The following is a 22,804-nucleotide window of genomic DNA, read 5'->3' on the forward strand; positions in this document are numbered from 1 at the left end:
GGTGATTGTCTTACGGTGTCAGCGACGCGATCTCGGTCAGACGCGCGCCCAGTTCCGCATTCGTGCCAAAGCCATAGCGGCCCCAGCCAAGGCTGTCGAGGCGTACCTGCTGCGCCTCGGAACTGCGCCCGAGCGCTTCGAGCGCCTCGGCCCGGATCATCAGCAATGTCGACAAGAGCGCCGCATTCTCGCCTTGCGTTGCCGCAGGCATGGCCGACCCCGTCAGGCGCAGCGCATCTTCATAGCTGCCTGTGCTAAGCGCAAATGCCGCCAGTTGCATGTCGATATGGGCTGCATGAATGCGACCCGGTGCGATGGCATCGTAGATATCGCGCGCGGCCAGAAACGCGTTGACCGATCGTTCCGGGTTCTCGGCCAGCGACAAGCGCCCCAAGGCGAAATAGCTGAACGCCAGACGCGCATCGCTCAGGCCCGATTGGCGCGCGATCTCGACGGCGCGCGCGGCAGCGGCGGGGCGGGCTGCCTCGCGGGTGCCGGGTCCAAGGGCGGTCTCGATCGCTTCGATCCATGCGCGCGGTGTCGCCATCGGCGCCCCGGCCCCCCCTTGCGGGGCGGATGGGTTGATCCGTGCCAAGATCGCGGGCAATGCCGTGGCCACCTGTGTGCGCGTCATCCCCGAGCGCAAGGCGGGATCGTAATAGGCTTGCAACACGAGCATGTCGAAGCCCGTCAGGACAGCGTTGAAGTTGTCGTCGTTGAACACGGAATCGGACAGGCGATAAAGATCGTTCAGCGGCCCAAGCGCTTGGGCGACCTCTTCATGCAGGCAATCGCGGATCTCTTGCGGCGCGACGTCATTGGGAATGAAAACCGCGACACGCTCGCGTGTTTGCAACGTCGTCCAATCCATCGCGCGCCCATTGCGGTTGCGGCGAAACTCGGCCCAGCTTGCCACGCGCGGCACCACGAAACAGGCCGCTTGTGGCACGACGCGCTGCATCTGGGCGCGTGGCAGCGTCTCGATGGTGATATTTGCGGGCGTGTCCGTATAGGCCGCGCGGCGGATGTCTATACGCGCCTCTTGGCGCAGGCGCGCGATCAGCCGGTCAAGATCGGCCAAGACCGATGCAGGCGCGCCGGGTGTGACGGTGATAGTCACAGGCCCCTCGAAGCGCGACAGCTGCGCGATCTCGCGACCCGATTCCATCATGAAGCTCAGCTCTAGAAAATCCTGCGCGATCTGCGCGTTCGCGCGCATCGGCGCTATGGGGCGCGGCACACCGAACTGGTTCATCGGCGGCATGACCCGCAGCGTTTCGGGCGCGGCCGAGCGGTTCGCCACATCGCGCAAGCCCGTTGATGGCTGCATGCATCCCGCCAGCATCAACAGCGGCAGGGCGCAAGACAAGATCGCGCGCGACAAGGATACCGGCCCGATCACCTGCGGACGATGCCTTTGAACGCCACACGCATGGCCGAGCGAGTCATGTGGAAACGTGCCAACGCGTGCTCCTGTCGTGGTTGTCTTGCCTGATCCGAGGGTCGTCGCGAATTATGGCAGGAATCGGAGCGACAAACAGGTGATTTCCGTGCAAAGCCGATGAAGGCGACGATTTGCCTAGCGTTGCCTGCGCGCCATGAAGGCCAACCGCTCGAAAAGTGCCACATCTTGCTCATTCTTGAGAAGCGCACCATGCAGCTTGGGCAGCGCCGAGGCCGCGTCCCGACGCAGATCCTCAGGCGCAAGATCCTCGGCCAAAAGCAGCTTCAGCCAATCCAGCACCTCCGATGTGGAGGGCTTTTTCTTCAACCCCGGCTGCTCGCGGATCTCATAGAATTGCGTCAGCGCGGTGGTCAGGAGCTGGCCCTTGATCTGCGGAAAATGCACGCCGACGATGGCTTTCATCGTCTCCATGTCGGGAAAGCGGATGTAGTGGAAAAAGCAGCGCCGCAAGAATGCGTCGGGCAGTTCTTTTTCGTTGTTCGATGTGATGATGACGATGGGCCGGGTTTCGGCCCGGATCGTCTCGCCCGTCTCGTAGACGAAGAATTCCATCCGGTCCAACTCCTGCAGCAGGTCGTTGGGAAATTCGATATCGGCCTTGTCGATCTCGTCGATCAGCAACACGCATTTACCGGCATGGGCAAAGGCCTGCCATAGCTTGCCTTGGCGGATGTAGTTCTTCACATCATTGACGCGCGCATCGCCTAACTGGCTGTCGCGCAAGCGGCTGACGGCGTCGTACTCATAAAGCCCCTGCTGCGCACGGGTTGTCGATTTGATATGCCATTCGATGATCGGCAAACCCAGCGATGCGGCCACTTGTCGGGCCAGTTCGGTCTTGCCGGTGCCCGGCTCTCCCTTGACCAAGAGCGGGCGCTCAAGGCGCACCGCCGCATTGACCGCGATCGTCAGATCCTCGGTCGCCACATAGCTTTCACTTCCGCTGAAACCCGTGCGCATCGCGCTCTCCCTATCGCCGCAATATAGGTGTAAACCGAAGGTGCGATGGGCGAAAGGGCCGGTCGCGCGCTGTTCGTTGCATTTTCAACCATAGCGCGAAAATCGGCCAATGTCCCGTAATTCATAGGCAATTTTGCCCAAAATCCAAGCTTTGCCGGCATCGGCACAGGCGAGAACGCCGCAGCATTCAATAGACAGGTGACAAGGCGGCTTTGGTCTTGTAATCGGTCCGGACGGTGCCGGGGACGCGTTATGCCAGACCGAGAAAACGACCCTGTCTCCGCTGAGGGGAACGTTATGAAGGCCGAGAATTTTCTGCCCGAGGACTATCGTCCCGCCGAGGACGAACCATTCATGAACGAGCGCCAACTCGAGTATTTCCGGCGCAAGTTGATCACCTGGAAAAACGACCTGCTCGAGGAAAGCCGCACCACCGTCGAGGCGTTGCAGGACGGCACGCGCAATATCCCCGATATCGCCGACCGCGCGAGCGAGGAAACCGACCGCGCGCTGGAATTGCGCACCCGCGATCGTCAGCGCAAGCTGATCGCCAAGATCGACTCGGCGCTGCGCCGGATCGAAGAGGGTGAGTATGGTTATTGCGAGGTGACCGGCGAGCCGATTTCGCTCAAGCGGCTCGATGCCCGTCCGATCGCCACCATGAGCCTCGAGGCGCAAGAACGCCACGAGCGGCGCGAAAAGGTGCATCGCGACGACTAAAGGCACACCGTGCCTTGCGGGATGACGACAAAACAGGGGCATTTCCGTGGGGGATGCCCCTTGTCATTTGAAGGGGCAGCATGCTGATCGGGCAGGCAATCACGATCATTGGTGGGGGGATCGGCGGAATGGCCGCGGCCACGGCGCTGGCCCAACGCGGTGCCGTTGTGCATGTTCTCGAACAGGCCCCCGCCATCGCCGAGGTCGGTGCCGGGCTGCAGATCAGTCCCAATGGCTGGCGCGTCTTGGTTGCACTTGGGTTGGCGGACGCGATTGCGGCCAAAAGCCCGCGCGCGCAAGCGGTGCATCTGCGCGATTTCCGTCGCGGGGCAGGGGTCTTCACCATGCCGCTTGGCCGCCCCGATGAGCCTTGGTACCTGACCCACCGCGCCGATCTGATCAACGCCTTGGCCGATGCGGCACAAGCTGCGGGCGTCACAATCCGCTGCGGCATGCGCGTCACCGCGATCACGCCCCAAGCGCAGGGCAATCTCTTGCATATGTCCGATGGCACGCAACAAGCGCATGGGCTCGTCGTTGCCGCCGATGGGCTGCACTCGCCCGCCCGTCTGGCCCTGAACCCCAAATCGCGCCCCTTCTTCACCGGCCAAGTCGCGTGGCGCGCGACGATCGCCGTGGATGCGCCGCTCGCGCCCGAGGCGCATGTTTTCATGGGGCCGGGCCGCCATTTGGTACGCTACCCGCTGCGTGACCGGCGGCTGGTCAATATCGTCGCCGTCGAAGAGCGCGATGGCTGGGCCGCCGAAGGCTGGCATCACCGCGATGATCCCGCCCAGATGAGGCGCGCCTTCACCGATTTCTGCCCCGAGGTCACGACCCTTCTGGCGCAAGCGGATGAGGCACATCTATGGGGTCTGTTCCGTCACCCTGTCGCGCAGCGCTGGCATGAACACAAGCTTGTTCTCTTGGGCGATGCGGCCCATCCGACGCTGCCCTTTCTGGCCCAGGGGGCGAACATGGCGCTCGAAGACGCCTATGTGCTGGCGCGCTGTCTGGCCGAGGATGCCGATCATGGCGCGGCCTTCGCACGCTATCAGGCGCTGCGCCGACCGCGTTGTACCCGTATCGTGCAGGCCGCGACCGATAACGCCGCCAATTACCACCTGCGTCCCGGCCCGATGCGCTTTGCCGCCCATAGCGCCCTCAGACTGGCCAGCCGGATGGCGCCGCATTTGGTTGGTGGCAAATTCGCTTGGGTGCATGGCTGCGACGTGACGCGCTGACGTGCCGATCTTTGCTTCGAAAATACTCCGGGGGCGCCCGGAACGGGCGGGGGCAGAGCCCCCCGAATTTTCGCGCGAAAATTCGCAGCCCTCGCCCCGCTCAGCTGTCCAGCGAATAGGCAGGCAATCCGTCGAAAGCGGCGCGCAAGGCCTCGCCCCACCCAGATGAGATCATTTCGTAAAAGGGATCGTCGCGCGCGATGCGACGCACCGTACCCGTGCGCAGGCTGTCGGCCGCATAAAGATGAAGATCAAGCGGCAGGCCGACGGAAAGATTTGCCTTTATCGTGCTGTCGAAGCTCAGCATCAACAATTTGACCGCGTCCTCGAAGCTCATCGCCGGATCATAGGCGCGCACCAAGATCGGTTTGCCGTATTTCGTCTCGCCGATCTGGAAGAACGGCGTATCCTCGGCGGCTTCGACGAAATTGCCCTCGGGGTAGATCATGAACAGGCGCGGCTCGCCGCCCTTGACCTGACCGCCAAGAATCATGGTCGCGGAAAACGGGCTATCGGCCTGCTGGCCTTCGCGGCCGGATTGTTCGATGATCACCTCGCGCAGGGTCTCGCCGACCAGCTTGGCGATCTGGAACATCGACGCCGCTTCGAGGATCGAGGGGTGGCCCCGCTCCTCCGCCGGTTTCGCCCGCTCATTGAGCAAGGAGACGACCGCCTGCGTGGTAGCCAGATTGCCCGCCGTCATCAATGTGATGGAGCGTTCACCGGGGCTTTCCCAAAGAAACATCTTTTTGAAAATGCTGATATTATCGACACCTGCATTGGTTCGGGTGTCCGACATGAACACCACGCCACGGTCCAATTTCAGCCCCACGCAATAGGTCATCTGTCCACCCCTTCGTCCCGCATCCGTCCTACTGCTGCTGAACTTGGATGTCGATGGACATCGCCTCGCCGCCCGCGCCATAGCGCAGCCCGCTGATCGGTGCAGCCTCGCGGTAATCCCGCCCGGTGGCGACGCGGACATAGCGCGGATCGGGCGAGATCGCGTTCGACACATCGAAGCCAACCCACCCCAGCATCTCGACATAGGCTTCTGCCCACGCATGGCTGGCATCTTGATGCACGCGGTCATTCATCATCAGGTAGCCCGAGACATAGCGGGCCGGAAATCCCAAAAGCCGGGCCGCGGCGATAAATACATGGGCATGGTCCTGGCACACGCCGCCGCCATGCTCCAACGCCTCCTCCGCGGTTGTTTCGGCAAGGGTCAGGCCGATTTCATAGGGCATCGCCGCACGGATGCGGGCCGAAAGCGCATGCAGCCGCGCCAGATCATCTGCCGCCTCTTCCTTCAGACCGCGCACCAGCGCGCGCAATCTCGTGCCGGGCCGTGTCAGATCGGTGGCGCCCTGGAAAAACCACAGCGGCGCAAAGCCGCCATGCCGCCCGGTGACGCCTGCCATATCAGTCGTTTCCACCTCGCCCTCGCAGGCCAGCACGATGGCCCGCGCGCTGGGATCGAAGGACACCAGCGATACGCGGTTCTGGTTGTGGTCGGTGAATTCCGTCTCCACGTTTCCGCCGTCGATCTGCATGGACCAGCTCAATACGTTCTGGCCCGTGCGGCTCTTGGGGATCAGCCGCAGTTGTTGCAGCCCGTAGGCGGCCGGTTTTTCGAACTGATAAGTGGTGGTGTGCAGGATCTTCAGCCGCATCGTCGTCATCCCAGAAACCTGTAGTCGGTCTCGATCTGATGGCCCAACTTGGCCACATCGGACAGGAAATCGGTGATGAATTCGTGCAATCCATCCTCGAAGACGCGTTCGATCGTGCCATGGCGCAGCTGTGCGGCCAGCATGTCGATCCGGTCATGGCAGGGGTGGCGCGCGCCATAGGCCCCTTCGAGATAGGTCAGGTTGGTCGCGATCTTGCCCACCGAAAAAGCGAGGCTTCGCGGCATACGGGTGTCGAAGATCAAGAAATCGGCAATGCCCACGGGGCTCGTTTCGCCTTGGGTGATCCAGCGATAGGCCCGCATCCCCGCGACTGAGCGCAAGATCGTCTCCCACTGCACATTGTCGAGGTTTGATCCGATCTGGCTGATCGAAGGGAGCAGCACATAGTATTTCACATCCAGAATACGCGCGGTGTTGTCGGCGCGCTCCAGAAACGTGCCGAGGCGGCAGAAATCGAAAATATCGTTGCGCAGCATCGTGCCATGCATCGCACCGCGCACCAGCGCCGATTGCTGGCGGATCAGCGCCAAGACCTCCGGCAGATCGCGGGCAGAGACCGGACGCGCCAACGCCCCCTTCAGCGCCATGTAGGTGTCGTTCACCGCCTCCCAGACCTCGCGGGTGATCGCGGTGCGCACCAGCCTTGCATTCTGTCGCGCCGAGGAAATGGCCGACAGCACCGACGAGGGGTTGGTCATGTCGCGCAGCATGAAATCGATGGCTTTGGCGGCCTCGATCTGCTCGTGCTTTTCGAAATAGAGATGCGCCACTGCGGCGGTCTGCAACACGCTCGTCCATTCGTCGTCATCGCCATCGGCGCGTGTCAGCGCGATGCGGAACCCCGCCTCGATCAGGCGCGCGGTGTTTTCCGAGCGTTCCAGATAGCGGAACATCCAGAACAGGCCGCCTGCGGTTTTGCCCAGCATTGCCCTATTCCTCCAGCACCCAAGTGTCCTTGGTGCCGCCCCCTTGGCTGGAGTTGACCACAAGGGAACCCTTCTTCAGCGCCACCCGCGTCAGACCGCCCGGCGTAATCGTGATCTTGTCGGGCGCCACCAGCACGAAGGGGCGCAGATCGACATGGCGCGGCGCCAGCCCCGCCTGCGTCAGGATCGGCACGGTCGAGAGCGCCAGCGTGGGCTGGGCGATATAATTGGCCGGTTTCGCCGTCAGCTTGGCCCGAAACGCCGCAAGCTCCTTTTTCGAGGCGGCAGGCCCCACCAGCATCCCGTAGCCGCCCGAGCCATGCACCTCCTTGACCACCAGTTCCGACAGGTGATCGAGAACATAGGCCAGCGCATCGGCCTCGCCGCAGCGCCATGTGGGCACGTTTTGCAAGATCGCCTTCTCGCCCGTGTAGAACTCGACGATATCGGGCATGTAGGAATAGATCGCCTTGTCATCGGCAATGCCCGTGCCCGGTGCATTGGCGATGGTGATGCCACCCGCGCGGTAGACATCCATCACGCCCGGCACGCCGAGCAAGCTATCGGGCCGGAAATTCAGCGGGTCGAGGAAATCATCATCGACCCTGCGATAAAGCACATCGATGGGCTTGTAGCCTTGCGTCGTACGCATCTGCACCTTGCCGCCGATGATACGGATATCATGCCCCTCGACCAGCTCGACCCCCATCTGGTCGGCCAGAAACGCATGCTCGAAATAGGCCGAATTGTGGATGCCGGGCGTCAGCACCGCCACAGTGCATTCGGGCGAGCAGTCGCGCGGTGCGGATGCCGCCAGCGAACGGTGCAGGTTCACGGGATAATCCTGCACCGGCTGCACCTTGATGCGGGTGAACAGCTCGGGAAACATCTGCAACATGGTTTCGCGGTTCTCGAGCATGTAGGACACGCCGCTGGGCGTGCGGGCGTTATCTTCCAGCACGTAGAACTCATCTTCGCCCGTGCGCACGAGATCGACGCCCACGATATGGGTGTAGACACCGCCGGGCGGCGCCATGCCGATCATCTGGGGCAAAAAAGCCTCGTTCTTGGCGATCAGGTCGACCGGCACGCGGCCCGCGCGCAAGATCTCTTGCCGGTGATAGATGTCGTGCAAAAAGGCGTTGATCGCGCGCACGCGCTGTTCGATGCCCTTTGTCAGCCGCGACCATTCCCGGCCTGAGATAATGCGCGGCACCAGATCGAAGGGGATCAGCCGCTCATCGGCCTCTGCCTGCCCATAAACGTTGAAGGTGATGCCCGTGCGGCGGAAGAAACGCTCCGCATCGGCGGATTTCTTGCGCAGATCGCGCAGATCCTCTCGTTTGAACCACCCCTCATACCCGCCATAGGGCGCGCGCGGGTCGCCGGCTGGCCCATACATTTCGTCGAAGAAGGTCGGCCTGTCGTTCATGTTGTCCGTGCAGTGTAGCTTGGGACCATCGGCGCAACTTTGCGCGCAAAGGGCCAGCGAAAGGCACCTTTCCGGCAGGTTGCCCGAAAGGTAAAGAGCAATTTTTAGGCAATTTGCCTAATTTTCAAGCCAAATCGTGACGGGTCCAGCATTGATCAGGCTCACTTCCATATCCGCGCCGAACTGGCCTGTCGCGACCTTCGGCCCAAGATCGGCCAAGCGCGCTGCAAAGCGCAGGTAAAGCGCCTCACCCTGATCGGGGGGCGCAGCCGACGAGAAACCGGGCCGGTTGCCCGAGCGCGTATCGGCGGCCAAGGTGAACTGGCTGACCACTAGCGCGCCCCCGCCCGTATCGAGAAGCGATCGGTTCATCTTGCCCGCCTCATCCTTGAAGATACGCAGCTTGGCGATTTTCGCGGCCAGCGCATCGGCCTGTTCGGGTGTATCGCCCTGCATCGCGCAAACAAGGACCAAAACCCCCGGCCCGGTCTGGCCGATCATCTCGCCCGCAACCGTCACCTGCGCGTGTTTCACGCGCTGCACCAATGCCCGCATGGCCTTACCCCCTGCGCCGCGCGCTATCTGAACGCGCCGCTCTCCTCCATCACGCCATAGAGGTAGCCCGCCAGCGCGATGATCACCAGAGCGACGAGAACCGCGAGTGCGATCTTGATCCAAGACCATGGCCGCTCGCCTTGCACACGGCCGCTCTGACCATTGACCACGAAGCGGTAGGATTGCCCGCGATACTTGTAGGCCGCGACCCAGATAGGCAGCAGAATATGCTTGAAGGTCACATCGTCGATGCGCACCGTCATCTGGTCGATACGCTGCGCATCGCCTCCGATATCGCGGCGGATATCCTCGCGGATCTGCGCCTCCATCACGGTCTTGGCCTCGTCAAAACCTTCATCAAGGGCCACCTGGTAGCCCTCGGCCCGAAATCCCGACAGGAATTCAGGGCGATAACCGCGCAACGCCTTGAGATCCCAAGGCGCCAGCCGGTCGGTGAACCGCTTGGGCAGCGCGCGCGAGGCGAGGATCAAGATATCGTCAAAGGCGCGCGCCACCCGCCCCGATGCGCGCCGCCACCGGATCCGTCGCTCTTGGCGCGATTTCCCGTCGGGTCCGCGCACGGTGACGTAATAGGCATCCCCCCGCTGGCCGCGATATTGCGTGGCCGTGTCGGCGTCATAAGTCCAAAAGGGCACGTAAATGCCCTGCATCCGCCGCCCCTTGCGCGCATATGCTTGCAAGCCATTGGGTGCAAACCACAGCCGCCCCAGCCAATCGTTCATCGCCTGATGGGCCTGACGTTCGGTCAGTTGAAAAGGGATCACGCCCTTGGGCTTGATATGGCGATGCGTGCCGGTATCGGCCACCACCGGCGTGGCGCAAAACGGGCATTCCTTGGCATGGATATCGGGCAAGAATGCCACCTGCGCCCCGCATCCGGGGCAATCGGTGACGCGGGTCTCTTCCATTTCCTCACGGGGAAGCTTGGCCGCGATCGCGGTCTCGTAATCAAGTTCGATCAGCGCGGGGTCTTCACGTGCCCAAGGGCCATGCTTGGCTGCGTCGATCGGGCTGGTATGGCCACAGTGATCGCAGACCAACTGCCCCTCTCGCGGCGCAAAGCGCAGGTCCGAACCGCAAGACGGGCAAGGAAAGCGCGCCTCCTCCAGCAATGGCGCATCATCGCCTTCAGTCATGTTGCGCTCATCCACCATGCTGCGATATCCCAACTCAGCCGCGCGGGCGCAGCGGTTGGCCCTTCATCTTTCCAAAAATACGCATGCGACCGTGCCACCAAGGCCCAAGGATCAGTTGGGCGGCGGCGGTGGCGGCGGCATCACGGTGAAAAGCTGGGCCAATTCGACCAAATCGCCCGCCGCTTTCCAGCCGTCCTGGCCGGCAGTCCAGACAAGGCTTTGCCGGGTCAGGCTGCCCTCTGCCGCCATGCGCCCCATGGCCGCCTTGGAATAAGGGCCGCGCGTCTGTCCATTCTCGGCGATATGCCAGACATGCTCGACCGGCGGGGGCGGCGGCGGGGCGGCAGCAGGGGCAGGGGCGATGGATTGCGCCAGACCTTGCGCCATCGCCATGCCCATTCCCATGCCAAGCCCCGCGCCCATGCCGCCATCGCCGCCGGGATTGGACGCTGCAAGCCGCATCGCCTCGGCGGTCTGGAACTGGGTGTATTTCGACAAATCGCCCACCACCCCCATCGAGGTGCGTCGGTCGAGCGCCTCTTCGACCGCGGCGGGCAGCGAGATATTCTCGATGTAAAGCTCGGGCAATTCCAAGCCATAGGCCGCCAACGTCCCCGAGATCCGGCTGCCCACCAGCTTGCCGAATTCGCCGGTATTGGCCGCCATATCCAGCACCGGAACGCCCGAGGCCGCCACGATCTGGCTGAATTGCTGCACGATGATGTTGCGGATCTGGTCACTGACCTCGTCGGTGGTGAACTCGCCATCCGTGCCCACGATCTCGGTCATGAAACGGCCCGCATCGGCGACCTTGACGCTGTAGGTGCCGAATGCACGCACCCGTGTCGGCCCGAATTCCGGATCGCGCAGCATGACCGGGTTCTTGGTGCCCCATTTGAGGTTGGTGAACCGCGCGGTCGAGACGAAATAGATCTCGGATTTGAAGGGCGAGGCAAAGCCGTGATCCCAATGCTGCAGCGAGGTCATCACCGGCATGTTGTTGGTCTCGAGCATGTAGAGGCCGGGGGTGAAGACATCGGCCAAGCGGCCCTCATGGATGAAAACGGCCATCTGCCCTTCACGCACGGTCAGCTTGGCGCCGTATTTGATTTCATGGCCGAACCGCTCGAACCGCCAGACCATCGTGTCGCGGGTGTCGTCGGTCCATGCGATGACATCGATGAACTGACCCTTGAGAAAATCCATGAAAGGCACTGTCTGGCACTCCTATCGGCTATACAATCCGCGCGGTCAGCTTTCGCCGCCCACAAGCTCATTTGCGATGACGCGCACGATCGGGCGGGCCGCCTCCGGGCTTAGACCCGGCGTCAGGCGCGCGTCGTAAAGGATGCGCAACAGCGCCTCGTCATGCGGCGTCAGAAGCGCGAATTCCTCGTCATCGTTGAAGATCGAGGGTCGCGCGCGCGCACTGTCATTGGGCAGGCCAAGCCCTTGGGCCACCTCTTCATGCACGCAAGAGCGGCGCAAAAGGCTGGGATGCTCGCTGCGGATGATGGCGATGGCCTGCATGTAGATGGGCGGACCGCCGGGCATGGAAAAGGCGAAGACCGCGCAAAAGGTGGCACGCGGCATGGTCTCGATTTCGGCGATGGTTTCTTGCCCGATCCCCGGCACAAGCCGACGCAACAGATCACCCGCCCCGCGCTGCTCGTCACGGTCGAGGTAGAGGACATGGAAATTCCCGCCCTCGGGCACGGTGATCACCGGATGGCCGCTGGCTTGCGACAGGCGGCTTGCATAGGTGGCCAGGATCGACAAATCCTCGGTCTGTTGGGCTGCATCGACCGATGCGCCGAAATGGGCCTGAAGCTGCACCGGCGCATCCCAGCGGCGCAGCTGTGCGGGTGTTTCGCGTTGGATGAACCGCCCCGCCGACAAGGTGTATTCGTCGTAAAGGGCGATCCGCTCGAAATTGGCGGCCAGTATCTCGGCGTTATAGGGGGCATCGACCAGCCCGCCATCGGCGCGCAACAGCCCATCAGCCACCAAGCGCGCCTCGATCCCGGCATAGTAGCGCGCCAAGGCCGCGCTTTCGGGCGAGGGTTCATGGACGGCCCCATCAGCCGGGGCGGATGGGGCCGGAATTTGCGGCGCGGTCTGCATGATGCAGCCCGACAGCATCAAGGCTGCGGCACATGATGCCAGATATCGGGCCGCAAGATGCATCAGCGATTAGCCGACCGGCGTGGCGTCGGCGGCGGGCTGGGTGGCCCGTGCCGAGGCCGCGGTGAGCGTGTCGCGCAGTTCGGTTTCCATCTTCTGCATCTCCTGTTCGGCGGCGGCGCGGCGGCGCTTGCCCTCATCGGCGATCTGCAGCGAGTCCTCGATCGTCGCGATCAATTCGGCATTGGCCGCCTTGACCGCGTCGATATCGAAAACGCCGCGCTCCATCTCTTCGCGCACGATGCGGTTGCTGTCGCGCAAATTCGCGGCATTGCGCGTCAAAAGCTCGTTGGTCAGGTCCGATGCCTCGCGCACGGCTTTTGCCGCTTCGGTCGAACGCTGGATGGTCACGGCTTGGGCCAGCTGCGTTTCCCACAGTGGCACGGTGTTGACGAGGGTGGAGTTGATCTTGGTCACAAGGCTTTTGTCGTTTTCCTGCACCAGCCGGATCGAGGGCAGCGATTGCATCGTCACCTGACGGGTCAGCTTGAGGTCATGGACGCGGCGTTCCAGATCGTCGCGCGCGGCGCGCAGGTCGCGCAATTCCTGCGCCTTGAGGATCTGGTCGGCCTCGGGGGCGGCATCGACCTCGGCGGCTTTGGCGGCGATGGTCGCCTCGTCCAACTCGCGCAGCTTTTCCTCGCCCGCGCTAATGTAGAGGGCAAGCTCGTGATAGAAATCGAGCGTCTTTTCATAAAGCAGGTCGAGGGATTTGATGTCCTTCATCAGCGTATGCTCATGGGCGAGCAGGTTCTCGGTGATGCGATCGATCTGATCTTGGACCTGTTCATATTTGGCGATGAAATTATGGATCGGCTTGGCCTTGCCGAAAAGCCGCTCCCACCAGCTTTGCTTGCGGTTGGGGTCAAGCTCGTCGACGGAAAAGCCACGGATCGTGCCCACGATTTCGCGCAAGCTGTCGCCCGCCGGGCCCACATCCTTGTTCTTTACGCCTTGCAGCATGGCTTGGCTGATCTGCTGCAACTCGGCCTGTGCGGACGAGCCGAAGCTGACGATGGAATTGGTGTCGCCCATGTCGATCTGTGCCATGCGGGTGCGGATCTGTTCGGCGGTGGGCGCGTCGGCCTGTGGCAGCGGCACCAGATCGGCCGAGGGGTCGGGCAAGACCACGGCGGTAATCTCTTCGATCATCTTGGCGGCGGCTTCGGCCTGTTGGCGAATTTCGGTGGTCATGGTCGTTCCTTATCCCTCGTTATGCAAGTTTTCACGGTTGAGACGGTCGCGCAGCACCTCGGTTTCGATGTCGAAATTGGTACGGTCGTCGCGCAAAAGCGCTGTGGTCCGGCTGGCGAAATTCGTGTCGAGATCATCGAGAAAGGCGATGTAATCGGCGCGCACCTGCGTGTCGCGGCCACGGGTATAGAGATCGACGAATTGCATGGTCGCATCGCGCGCGCCTTGCAAATAGACGCCAAGATAACGCCGCGCCGGGCCAAGGTCGCGCGGGTCCGCTTCGACCTGTCGGAAAAGGCTCCGCACGGTTTCGGAAAAACCCGCCACGCGATCTTCCAATTGGGTGTCGCGCGCACGGCGGATGGCATCGCGCATCTGTTCGAGCAGCTTTTCGGCCTCGTCGATCTTGCGCGCGATCCGGTCGCTTTGCATCCGGTCCACACCCGCCAACCCCTTGTCTCGCAACGGATCGAGCCCGAAGGCACCCAGATGGAGCGCCCCCGCGATCACCCCGGTCAAAAGCGCGGGAAGCACCGCCCATTGACCGCCGAAGACCAAGAACGCCACCCCCGCACCCATAAGCACGGCGCCGAAAATCTTGCGCGGGATCGCCGGGCGGCGCGCCACTGTGCGTTCTGCGTAAGCGTCTTCGGCGCGCACCCCGTCGCGGGTCAGCCACGCCGAAAGCAAAAGCGCCCCCATGCCGACCAGATCCGTTGCAATCGCCGTGACCGGCTGGAAAAAGATGCTGAGCAAAGGCAAAAGCGCCAGCGCGAAAAGCAGGTTCAGCTTGGCGCCATGACGCATTGGCTTGCGGCCACGAAAGCTGACCGGGGCAGGGCGTGGCTGCGTCGCTTGTGTCGCGCGCGCCTCGGGGCTGAACTCTCCGCCGAACCGCCTTGCCATCTCAAAGCGTCCCAAAGCCGCCGAAGGCGGCTATGACCACGACGACCATCAACGCGAAAAACGACACGCCCTGAAGAAAACTGGAACTCATACCCACCCCATCACCCGCATGACCGCGATTGCCCCCTAGGTTAGAAAACTTCCACACCAAAAAAAAGATGGTGCGCGCCGATTGGGTCAGATTGCCCCTATTGCAGATCGGTATCACATCCCTCGATCACAAGAGAGTGAGGCCCCAACCCGCGCGTTTTTGGGCGGTTTTGCGCGATTCTTGGGCGAGCGCATGATCGAGCCGGTCCAGAATATCGGGCGCGTCCGGGTCGAAAACCGCGCGATAAAGCCGAAACAGCCCCGGTCGCAGATAGCTCGACCAATGGCAGATCGCGCCTTGGTGCGGGCGCAGGCGGATGCCCAGCCGTTGCAGGGCCGTCCGGCTATGGGGCCGGTCGATGAAAAGATCGCTCCACCCCGCCAGATCCGCGATGCCCGCCGATAGCGCCCAATCGGTCAGCATCGGTGCCGGCACAAGGATGCGAAAGATCAGATCGAAAAGCGCGTTTTCGCGGCTAGCCACATTCAACACCCGTGCGCCGCGTCCGGCGGGGCTGACCATCGCGGCGCGCGCATGGCTGCGGTATTCGGCCCCCGACAACAGCACAAGCCTTGCCACATCACCTGCGCGCAAGCGGTGCAGCGCCGCCAAAGCGACACGCGCGCCAAGCGAATGCGCGATCAGGTTGATCCGCAGGTCGGGGCGCTGCGCGCGGATCTGCGCGATCAGATCGGCCAATATCTGGCCGATGTCGAAGGCGCGGGCTGCAACCGCGCCCAAAGACCCCCGCGCATTCCAACCAAAGCCGATCCCCAGCCCGCCGTCGGCGCGGTGCAAATGCAGATGCCGCGGCCAGCTGATCGCTTTCCAACAGCCCCGATCAGGGTGTTGCGACAAGATATGCCCATGCGGGTCATGGCCGCGGATGCCCGGCGCGAAACGGTAGCCGTGGATCATGATGGTGACCGTGCCACCCCGGGGTAGCATGGCCAACCGCCCCGCCAGCCTACCCGCATCGCACCACCCGCCTTCGGATGCGGTGATGGAAATCAGCCCCATGCCCGTCGTCCTTGCCAGACCTTGGGGGCGGTTTAAGGCAGGGCCGCAACATCTGGATGAAGGACAGGCGACAGTTCCATGACGCCTGCCGATCCCTCAACCCCGCTTGACGCGGGCGCGGCCAAGGCGTAGCCAACCGCCCGTGGCGATTTGTGAACCGGATTGCGGGCCACGTTAAATAAACCGCTAAAGAGGTCGCGGATGTTCGGCTTGCCGGCCCCCTCCCGACCCCAAGCTTAACCGCGGTCTTGCGCCGCGACATGATGCGAGAGGAGACGGGAATGGCCGACGCGAAGACCCCCAATTGGAAACCCCGCACCCGCGCCGTGCATGGTGGCACGAAGCGTAGCCAATATGGCGAGGTCAGCGAGGCGATCTTTCTGACCCAAGGCTTCGTCTATGACAGCGCCGAAGCCGCCGAGGCGCGCTTTGTCGAGACTGGCCCCGACGAATATATCTATGCCCGCTACGGCAACCCCACGGTCGCGATGTTCGAAGAACGCATCGCGGGCCTCGAAGGGGCCGAAGCCGCCTTTGCCACGGCCAGCGGGATGGCGGCGGTCAATGGGGCGCTGGTCTCGATGCTGCGCGCGGGCGATCATGTGGTCTCGGCGCGCGCACTCTTCGGCTCGTGTCTCTATATCCTCGAAGAGGTGCTGACGCGCTATGGCGTCGAAGTGAGTTTCGTCGACGGCACCGATCTGGACCAGTGGCAGGCCGCGATCCGGCCCGAGACCAAGGCGGTATTTTTCGAGTCGATCTCGAACCCCACGTTGGAAGTTATTGATATCGCGGCGGTCTCAAGGCTCGCCCATGCGGTGGGCGCCTTGGTGATCGTGGACAATGTCTTTGCCACGCCCGTGTTCCAAGACACGATGGGGTTGGGTGCGGATGTGGTGATCTATTCGGCGACCAAGCATATCGACGGTCAGGGCCGCTGCCTTGGCGGCGTGATCTTGGGGTCGCATGACTACATCAACAAGACCGTCATCCCCTACATGAAACATACGGGCGGTGCGATGTCGCCCTTCAACGCTTGGGTCATGCTCAAGGCGCTCGAGACGATGGACCTGCGCTGTCGCGCGCAGGCCGAGGGGGCGCTGCGGATCGCTACCGCGCTCGAAGGGCAGGCGGGATTGACGCGCGTGATCTATCCCGGTCTGGCCAGCCATCCCCAGCATGGCCTTGCCATGGCGCAGATGGAAAAGGGCGGCACAATGATCGCGATGGAGATCGCGGGCGGGCAGGCGGCGGCCTTCCGCTTTCTCAACGCGCTCGAGACGATCATCATCTCGAACAATCTGGGCGATGCGAAGTCGATCATCACCCATCCTGCGACCACCACCCACCAACGCCTGTCCGATGCGCAAAAACAGCGTTTGGGCATCTCGCCCGGTCTGGTGCGGCTGTCGGTCGGGCTGGAAGACCCTGATGATCTGATCGCCGATCTCTTGGCCGGGCTTGCGGCGGCGGTGGGCGCATGAACGGGCTGACCTTTCGCCCTTGCCGGATCACCGATGCACCGGGGCTTGCCACGCTGTTTCACCGCGCAGTGCATGAAGGGGCGGGGCGGCATTATTCGACGGAACAATGCCATGCGTGGTCGCCCGCACCCCCGATGGACGAAGGTTGGCGCCGCCGCTTGATCGAGGCGCAGACTGTCGTGGCCGAGCGTGGTGAGGACTTGCTGGGTTTCATGACCTTGGATATCGCCACGGGCTTTGTCGATTTCGCCTATGTCGTCCCCGAGGTCATGGGCCAAGGCGTGGCAGATACGCTTTATGCCATCGTCGAGGGGCGCGCGCGATCTGCCGGTTTGCGCGATCTGGAAACCGAGGCAAGCCTGTTGGGCGAAAGGTTTTTCCGCCGCCATGGTTGGCGGGTGATCAACCGCAACCAGATCACACGCGACGGGATCACCATGCCGAGTGCCACCATGCGAAAGCCCTTGGCGCGCCCGCGTTTCGCTGCGGCATGAGCGCGCCGCTTGCGCGGGCCGATGCGCAAGGGGGATGCAATTCGCGGCGACTGCGGCTAGGTAAACGGAAAGATCATGACGACCGAAAGCCCTTGCCATGACGGCGCTTGCCAAAACCGATGATTGGATCGACCGTTTCGACGGGTTGAGCAGGCTTGAGCCGGGCTTACGCGATGTGCTGACAACACGCAGCCAAGTGGTGCGTATTCCCGCCGATACGGTGATCTTCGCCCCCGGCAAATCGCCCGATAACCTGTTGTTATTGTTGCAAGGGACGGTGCGGGTGCAGCAATTGGCCGAAAGCGGGCGCGAGGTGGTTCTCTACCGTGTGACCGCGGGCGAAAGCTGTGTGCTGACGACGGCGTGTATGCTGGCTTATGAAGATCATACCGCCGAAGGCGTGGCCGAGACCGAAATCACCGCCGTCGCCATCCCGCGATCCGTGTTCGACGATCTGGTCGCCTCCTCCAAGGAATTTCGCAATTTCGTCTTCCGCGCCTATTCGCGCCGGATCACCGATCTGTTCCATGTGATCGAGGATATCGCCTTTCGGCGCATGGATATCCGGCTGGCCCAAAAGATCATCGAACGCGCTGATACAGGGGTTTTGAAAGCCACCCACGCCCAACTGGCCGCCGAGCTTGGCACTGCACGCGAGGTGATCTCGCGCCAACTGGCCGAGTTTCAGCGCCGCGGCTGGATCGCGCAATCGCGCGGTGCCATCGAGATCCTCGATTGCGCGGGGCTGCGCGGCTTGGCCGAAACCTGACATCGGCGGGCGGGCCGGGCCGAAAAACGCGGGTTTTCCATGTCCTTTTTCCGCCGATGGCGCGCTTATGTGACTAGGTCACTGATCAACGCGGCGCGAATCGCTATGCATCATCTTGCGAACAGGAAGGAGCCAGTCCCAATGACTGCAATAATCAAGCTATGCTTGCCCGCAACCGATGGGGTGCGCGCATGATCGAAACTGCATTCACACCTTTTGCGTCTTTGGGCGGCGGGGCCTTGATCGGCCTTGCATCGGTCCTTCTGATGCTGACGATCGGCCGCGTCATGGGGGCTACGGGCGTTCTGGCGGGCATTTTCGCGCCTTCGTCTTGGCAAGACGCAAGCTGGCGCATCGCGCTGCTCGCGGGCATGGTCACGGGACCGGCCGTCTATTTTCTGATCGCAGGCCAAATGCCCGAGATCACCGTTCCTGTCTCGACACCCATGCTGCTGATCGGCGGCTTCATCGTCGGCATCGGCGTGACCTACGGGTCGGGCTGCACATCGGGGCATGGCGTTTGCGGCATGGCGCGGCTTTCGCCCCGCTCGATTGCGGCGACGCTCACCTTCATGGCGACGACCGCCGTGACCGTCTACCTCGTCCGCCACGTTTTCGCAGGGTGACCCATATGCATCTGGTTTTCATTTATCTGATCGGCGTGATCTTCGGCACCGGCATCGTTCTGTCGGGCATGGCCAACCCCGCCAAGGTGATCAATTTCTTCGATGTCGCGGGCGCGTGGGATCCCTCGCTTGCCTTCGTGATGGGCGGTGCGCTGATCGTGACCTTCGTGGGCTACCGCATCGTCTTCGGCCGGGAGCGGCCCATTTTCGAGGGGCGTTTCGTTCTGCCCACCGCGCGCAATCTTGATGCGCGCCTGATCGGCGGCTCGGCGGTCTTTGGCGTGGGCTGGGGCATCGCGGGCTTTTGCCCCGGTGGTGCGTTGCCTGCGCTGGGCACGGGCCGGATCGAGGTGATCTTGTTCACCGCGGCGCTGATCGGCGGCATTTTCGCCGCGAAATTCTTGCAAAACCTGTCTCGGCCCAAGGCCCAGGCAACATCTTGAACCATTGAGCCGGAGGGCCTGATATGTCCGATTTTCCCGTGAACATGAATGTCCGTCCCGAGGTCGAGCCGTTCTTCGACCCCGCGACAAACACGATCTCCTATGTCGTGAAGGACCCCAACTCCAACAGCTGCGCCATCGTCGACAGCGTGATGGATATCGATTACGCGGCCGGTCGGATTACCTATGACAATGCCGATGAGATCATCGCCTATGTCGAGGAAAAGGGCCTGAAGGTCGAATGGCTGATCGAGACCCATGTCCATGCCGATCACCTGTCCGCCGCGCCCTATATCCAATCCAAGCTCGGCGGCAAGATCGGCATCGGGCGCAACATCACCGTGGTGCAGGATACCTTTGGCAAGGTCTTCAACGAGGGCACCGAGTTCCAGCGCGACGGGTCGCAATTCGACAAGCTTTTCGATGATGGCGACAGCTACGAGATCGGGGGGCTGCGCGCCTTTGCGATCTACACCCCCGGCCATACGCCCGCTTGCATGACCCATGTGATGGGCGATGCGGCTTTCGTGGGTGATACGCTGTTCATGCCTGACGGCGGCTCGGCGCGCGCCGATTTCCCCGGCGGTGATGCAGGCACGCTTTACGACAGCATCCAAACGGTGCTGAGCCTGCCTGACGAGATGCGGCTGTTCATGTGCCACGATTACGGCCCAAATGGCCGTGACATTCAGTGGGAAACCACCGTGGGCGATGAAAAGGCGCATAACATCCACGTCGGCAGCGGCAAATCCAAGGATGATTTCGTCAAGTTCCGTACCGAACGTGACGCGCAGCTTGATATGCCCAAGCTGATCATCCCGTCCTTGCAGGTGAACATGCGCGCTGGCGACATTCCCAAGGACAGGGATGGCAACCCCATGCTCAAGGTGCCGATCAACGCGCTGTGATCCGGCGGGGCGGGGGCCATGCCCTCGCCCGACCACCCCTCAAGACTTTCTTTTGCGAAAGGAGGTGCCGCGATGGACGCCCGCACCCTTACGGCTGACCTGTCGGTCAGCGCCCAGATCACCCCTGACCAGCTTGGCGAAATCGCTGCCCAAGGGTTCCGCGCGGTGATCTGCAACCGCCCCGATGATGAAGAACCCGGACAGCCGCCCTTTGCCCGGATCGAAGCAGCCGCCCGCGCCGCGGGGCTTGAGGCGCGTTACCTGCCCGTCACGGGCGCCGATCTGACCGAGGACAAGGCCGCGGCCTTTGCCAGCCTGTTGAAAACGCTGCCCGGCCCGGCTCTCGCCTATTGCCGCAGCGGCATGCGCTCATCCACCCTGTGGTCGATGGCCCAAGCCGCGCAAGATCACCCGGCGGCATAGCCGACCCCGACGCTTCAACACCCTCGGCGGCTTGTCACAGACCGCCCCACATAAAAAGACCACCGGCCATGATCGAGACCCTGCGCAAATATGTTCCCGTCCTCGAGTGGGGTCGCCATTACACGCGCGACGCGCTGCAAAACGACATGATGGCGGCCGTGATCGTCACGATCATGCTGATCCCGCAATCGCTGGCCTATGCGATGTTGGCGGGGTTGCCACCCGAAGCGGGGCTTTACGCCTCGATCTTGCCGATCATTCTATATGCCATTTTTGGCACGTCCCGCGCGCTGGCGGTGGGGCCGGTGGCGGTCGTGTCGTTGATGACGGCGGCGGCGGTGGGGCAGGTGGCCGATCAAGGCACGATGGGCTACGCGCTGGCTGCGCTGACGCTGGCGGCGATGTCGGGTGCGATCTTGCTCGCGATGGGTCTGTTGAAGCTGGGCTTTTTGGCCAATTTCCTCAGCCATCCGGTGATCGCAGGATTCATCACCGCATCGGGGATCTTGATCGCTGTCAGCCAGCTCAAGCATATCTTCGGCGTCTCGGCACATGGCCATACGCTGCCCCAGATCGCGGGCTCGCTGATCGCGAATTTGGGTGATGTGAACCCGATCACGCTGGTCATTGGTGTCGTCTCGACCGTGTTCCTGTTTTGGGTGCGCAAGGGGCTCAAGCCTCTGCTGATCGCCCGCGGCATGCGCCCCAAACTTGCCGATATCGCGCAAAAGGCCGGGCCTGTCGCCGCTGTCGTCGTCACCACGCTGGCGGTCTGGGGCTTCGGCCTGTCCGCGCGGGGCGTGTCGATCGTAGGCGCCGTGCCGCAATCGCTGCCGCCCTTGACCATGCCGAGCCTGAATTTCGACCTCTTGACCGCGCTGTTCGTGCCTGCGCTGCTGATTTCGGTGATCGGTTTCGTCGAGTCGATCTCGGTGGCGCAGACATTGGCAGCCAAAAAACGCCAGCGCATCGACCCCAATCAGGAGTTGATCGGTCTGGGTGCCGCCAATCTGGGCGCGGGGTTCACCGGTGGCTATCCGGTCACGGGCGGGTTCGCCCGTTCGGTCGTCAATTATGATGCCGGCGCCGAGACACCCGCTGCAGGCGCCTATACGGCGGTGGGCCTTGCCATCGCAGCCTTGGCCCTGACGCCGCTCATTTATTTCCTGCCCACCGCGACCTTGGCCGCGACGATCATCGTGGCGGTTCTCAGCCTTGTGGATTTCTCGATCCTCAAGACAAGTTGGGGCTATTCCAAGGCCGATTTCGCGGCCGTTGTCGCCACGATCTTGCTGACGCTGGGCTTCGGGGTGGAAACGGGTGTTTCGGCAGGCGTGATCTTGTCGATCCTCTTGCATCTCTACAAGACCTCGAAACCCCATGTGGCCGAGGTGGGGCTGGTGCCCGGCACCCAGCATTTCCGCAATATCCATCGCCATGCTGTCAAGACCGACCCCGCGATCCTGACGATCCGCATCGATGAAAGCCTGTATTTCCCCAATGCGCGGTTCTTGGAGGATTACGTGCTGGACCGTGTGGGCAAGGATGGGCCGATCCGCCATGTGGTCTTGATGTGTTCGGCAGTCAATGTGATCGATTTCTCGGCACTCGAGGCGCTTGAGGCGTTGAACCTCCGTCTCAAGGATATGGGCATTGCCCTGCATCTGTCCGAGGTTAAGGGGCCGGTCACGGACCGGCTGAAGAAAAGCCATTTCCTCGACGATCTGAGCGGGCGGGTGTTCCTGTCGCAATACGATGCCTGGGTCGCGCTGACCGGCGCGCCGCCGCCTGCGAACGCGGCTGAGTAGAGGGGGGCGGGGTTTTCGCGCGGCCATGCGCGCATCTTCTGCCTTGCTGTCACTCGACCACGCGCAGGGTGGCCTGCGCGGGTCGGGACATCGTTTGACCGGCCGCGTCGAAGAACATCACCGCTTGCGGATCGGCGTCGATCTGAATGCTGTCGCCGATCCGGAGCCGGCTGGCATGCCCATCGCGCAGGATCAGCCGGTCGGCGCCCAGCCGCAGATGCACCAAGGTTTCCGCCCCAAGCGCCTCGATCAAGGTTACCTTTGCCGCCGCGCCCTCGCGCGCGATCCGAAGCTGTTC

24 protein-coding genes and 1 riboswitch are annotated in these 22,804 nt (G+C 62.7%); of the genes, 10 read left to right on the forward strand and 14 right to left on the reverse strand.

Annotated elements, in window-relative coordinates; translation table 11 throughout:
* Nucleotides 1-10 precede the first annotated feature (10 nt).
* Both ACTG4J_RS05130 and ACTG4J_RS05135 read right to left on the reverse strand, forming a co-directional pair.
* Nucleotides 11-1,402 carry a DUF2927 domain-containing protein gene (locus tag ACTG4J_RS05130; RefSeq protein ID WP_439137659.1) on the reverse strand — a complete coding sequence of 464 codons (1,392 nt, stop codon included), beginning with the start codon at nt 1,400-1,402 and terminating at the stop codon, nt 11-13.
* Between the two features lie 177 nt (nt 1,403-1,579).
* A complete protein-coding gene (locus ACTG4J_RS05135; protein WP_439137660.1) occupies nt 1,580-2,425 on the reverse strand; it encodes an AAA family ATPase in 846 nt (281 codons plus the stop codon).
* Nucleotides 2,426-2,722: 297 nt separating this feature from the next.
* On the opposite strand from ACTG4J_RS05135, the gene dksA reads away from it, so the two are divergent.
* Together dksA and ACTG4J_RS05145 are read left to right on the forward strand one after the other, a co-directional pair.
* Nucleotides 2,723-3,145: an RNA polymerase-binding protein DksA gene (dksA, locus tag ACTG4J_RS05140; RefSeq protein WP_438975801.1), complete on the forward strand. Its 423-nt coding sequence runs from the start codon at nt 2,723-2,725 to the stop codon at nt 3,143-3,145.
* Nucleotides 3,146-3,225: 80 nt separating this feature from the next.
* The gene (locus tag ACTG4J_RS05145; RefSeq protein WP_439137661.1) at nt 3,226-4,389 is read left to right on the forward strand and encodes an FAD-dependent oxidoreductase; all 1,164 of its coding nucleotides are present in this window, start codon (nt 3,226-3,228) and stop codon (nt 4,387-4,389) included.
* Between the two features lie 100 nt (nt 4,390-4,489).
* On the opposite strand, the gene ACTG4J_RS05150 is transcribed toward ACTG4J_RS05145, so the two are convergent.
* From ACTG4J_RS05150 to ACTG4J_RS05200, 11 genes are all read right to left on the reverse strand, one after another.
* The gene (locus ACTG4J_RS05150) at nt 4,490-5,233 is read right to left on the reverse strand and encodes a peptidase (protein WP_439137662.1); all 744 of its coding nucleotides are present in this window, start codon (nt 5,231-5,233) and stop codon (nt 4,490-4,492) included.
* 28 nt (nt 5,234-5,261) lie between these two features.
* Complete coding sequence (locus ACTG4J_RS05155; protein ID WP_439137663.1) at nt 5,262-6,065, reverse strand: transglutaminase family protein; 804 nt, start codon at nt 6,063-6,065, stop codon at nt 5,262-5,264.
* 5 nt (nt 6,066-6,070) lie between these two features.
* A complete protein-coding gene (locus ACTG4J_RS05160; protein ID WP_439137665.1) occupies nt 6,071-7,012 on the reverse strand; it encodes an alpha-E domain-containing protein in 942 nt (313 codons plus the stop codon).
* Between the two features lie 4 nt (nt 7,013-7,016).
* On the reverse strand, nt 7,017-8,444 hold the full coding sequence (locus tag ACTG4J_RS05165) for a circularly permuted type 2 ATP-grasp protein (RefSeq protein ID WP_439137666.1): 1,428 nt from the start codon (nt 8,442-8,444) through the stop codon (nt 7,017-7,019).
* 117 nt (nt 8,445-8,561) lie between these two features.
* Entirely contained in the window at nt 8,562-8,999 is a 438-nt protein-coding gene (gene dtd, locus ACTG4J_RS05170; RefSeq protein WP_439137668.1) for a D-aminoacyl-tRNA deacylase, read from the reverse strand.
* A 23-nt stretch (nt 9,000-9,022) separates the two neighbouring features.
* Entirely contained in the window at nt 9,023-10,156 is a 1,134-nt protein-coding gene (locus tag ACTG4J_RS05175) for a TFIIB-type zinc finger domain-containing protein (RefSeq protein ID WP_439137670.1), read from the reverse strand.
* Nucleotides 10,157-10,267: 111 nt separating this feature from the next.
* The gene (locus tag ACTG4J_RS05180) at nt 10,268-11,371 is read right to left on the reverse strand and encodes an SPFH domain-containing protein (RefSeq protein ID WP_439137672.1); all 1,104 of its coding nucleotides are present in this window, start codon (nt 11,369-11,371) and stop codon (nt 10,268-10,270) included.
* Nucleotides 11,372-11,407: 36 nt separating this feature from the next.
* Entirely contained in the window at nt 11,408-12,343 is a 936-nt protein-coding gene (locus tag ACTG4J_RS05185) for a DUF2927 domain-containing protein (protein ID WP_439137673.1), read from the reverse strand.
* Between the two features lie 6 nt (nt 12,344-12,349).
* Nucleotides 12,350-13,534, reverse strand: a complete 1,185-nt coding sequence (locus ACTG4J_RS05190; protein WP_439137675.1) for a toxic anion resistance protein — start codon at nt 13,532-13,534, stop codon at nt 12,350-12,352.
* Between the two features lie 9 nt (nt 13,535-13,543).
* Nucleotides 13,544-14,440, reverse strand: coding sequence for a 5-bromo-4-chloroindolyl phosphate hydrolysis family protein (locus ACTG4J_RS05195; RefSeq protein ID WP_439137676.1), 897 nt, complete (start codon nt 14,438-14,440; stop codon nt 13,544-13,546).
* Between the two features lie 217 nt (nt 14,441-14,657).
* A complete protein-coding gene (locus ACTG4J_RS05200) occupies nt 14,658-15,551 on the reverse strand; it encodes an esterase/lipase family protein (protein ID WP_439137677.1) in 894 nt (297 codons plus the stop codon).
* 132 nt (nt 15,552-15,683) lie between these two features.
* Nucleotides 15,684-15,762, forward strand: a riboswitch (SAM riboswitch).
* Nucleotides 15,763-15,832: 70 nt separating this feature from the next.
* On the opposite strand from ACTG4J_RS05200, the gene metZ reads away from it, so the two are divergent.
* The 8 genes from metZ (at nt 15,833) to ACTG4J_RS05240 (ending at nt 22,506) form a co-directional block, all read left to right on the forward strand.
* The gene (gene metZ / locus ACTG4J_RS05205) at nt 15,833-17,035 is read left to right on the forward strand and encodes an O-succinylhomoserine sulfhydrylase (protein WP_439137679.1); all 1,203 of its coding nucleotides are present in this window, start codon (nt 15,833-15,835) and stop codon (nt 17,033-17,035) included.
* Complete coding sequence (locus ACTG4J_RS05210) at nt 17,032-17,529, forward strand: GNAT family N-acetyltransferase (RefSeq protein ID WP_439137680.1); 498 nt, start codon at nt 17,032-17,034, stop codon at nt 17,527-17,529. Before metZ ends, ACTG4J_RS05210 begins: the two co-directional genes overlap by 4 nt.
* 97 nt (nt 17,530-17,626) lie before the next feature.
* Nucleotides 17,627-18,298: a Crp/Fnr family transcriptional regulator gene (locus ACTG4J_RS05215; protein ID WP_439137682.1), complete on the forward strand. Its 672-nt coding sequence runs from the start codon at nt 17,627-17,629 to the stop codon at nt 18,296-18,298.
* A 191-nt stretch (nt 18,299-18,489) separates the two neighbouring features.
* Nucleotides 18,490-18,924 carry a YeeE/YedE family protein gene (locus tag ACTG4J_RS05220; protein ID WP_439137684.1) on the forward strand — a complete coding sequence of 145 codons (435 nt, stop codon included), beginning with the start codon at nt 18,490-18,492 and terminating at the stop codon, nt 18,922-18,924.
* A gap of 5 nt (nt 18,925-18,929) precedes the next feature.
* Nucleotides 18,930-19,367 carry a DUF6691 family protein gene (locus tag ACTG4J_RS05225; RefSeq protein WP_439137685.1) on the forward strand — a complete coding sequence of 146 codons (438 nt, stop codon included), beginning with the start codon at nt 18,930-18,932 and terminating at the stop codon, nt 19,365-19,367.
* 23 nt (nt 19,368-19,390) lie between these two features.
* Nucleotides 19,391-20,275 (forward strand): MBL fold metallo-hydrolase, encoded by an 885-nt coding sequence (locus ACTG4J_RS05230; RefSeq protein ID WP_439137686.1) that lies wholly within the window; start codon nt 19,391-19,393, stop codon nt 20,273-20,275.
* 72 nt (nt 20,276-20,347) lie between these two features.
* Nucleotides 20,348-20,698, forward strand: a complete 351-nt coding sequence (locus tag ACTG4J_RS05235) for a TIGR01244 family sulfur transferase (protein WP_439137687.1) — start codon at nt 20,348-20,350, stop codon at nt 20,696-20,698.
* A 68-nt stretch (nt 20,699-20,766) separates the two neighbouring features.
* Nucleotides 20,767-22,506, forward strand: coding sequence for a SulP family inorganic anion transporter (locus ACTG4J_RS05240; protein WP_439137689.1), 1,740 nt, complete (start codon nt 20,767-20,769; stop codon nt 22,504-22,506).
* Nucleotides 22,507-22,555: 49 nt separating this feature from the next.
* On the opposite strand, the gene ACTG4J_RS05245 is transcribed toward ACTG4J_RS05240, so the two are convergent.
* Nucleotides 22,556-22,804, reverse strand: a 249-nt coding sequence (locus ACTG4J_RS05245) for a TOBE domain-containing protein (RefSeq protein WP_439137691.1), incomplete at its 5' end; no start/stop codon positions are given.

It is taken from the genome of Roseicyclus sp., assembly GCF_965662675.1.
GTDB lineage: Bacteria > Pseudomonadota > Alphaproteobacteria > Rhodobacterales > Rhodobacteraceae > Roseicyclus.